Origin of the sequence: uncultured Lutibacter sp. (genome assembly GCF_947495725.1) — a bacterium.
Taxonomy (GTDB): Bacteria; Bacteroidota; Bacteroidia; order Flavobacteriales; family Flavobacteriaceae; genus Lutibacter.
In genome coordinates, this window is the sequence record NZ_CANLZZ010000025.1 from 1 (window position 1) to 278 (window position 278).

The window sequence follows — 278 nt, forward strand, 5'->3', positions numbered from 1 at the left end:
GGTAGATCCTGGGAAAACAACTTAAAGCAAGGTCCTAAAATGATAAACACGGTGGTAGGAGTGCATAACGGTGATTTTGCAAAAATAATTAAGAAATTAGAACAAAAACAAAAAGAATACGAAAACAAATTTAAAAATATAGAAGCTAGAGTAAATAGTTTAAATGAAAAAGCTGATGAATTAATTCTAATTGATAAAAACAACTAATTATGAAAAGATTAATACTTTTTATAGCAATCTTGTTCATTTCAACTAATTTGCTAGCACAAACTGAAGGC

General features: G+C 27.7%; 1 protein-coding gene. It reads left to right on the top strand.

Annotated elements, in window-relative coordinates; translation table 11 throughout:
- Positions 1-207, top strand: a 207-nt coding sequence (locus Q0776_RS17750; protein WP_298371361.1) for a hypothetical protein, incomplete at its 5' end; no start/stop codon positions are given.
- Positions 208-278 lie beyond the last annotated feature (71 nt).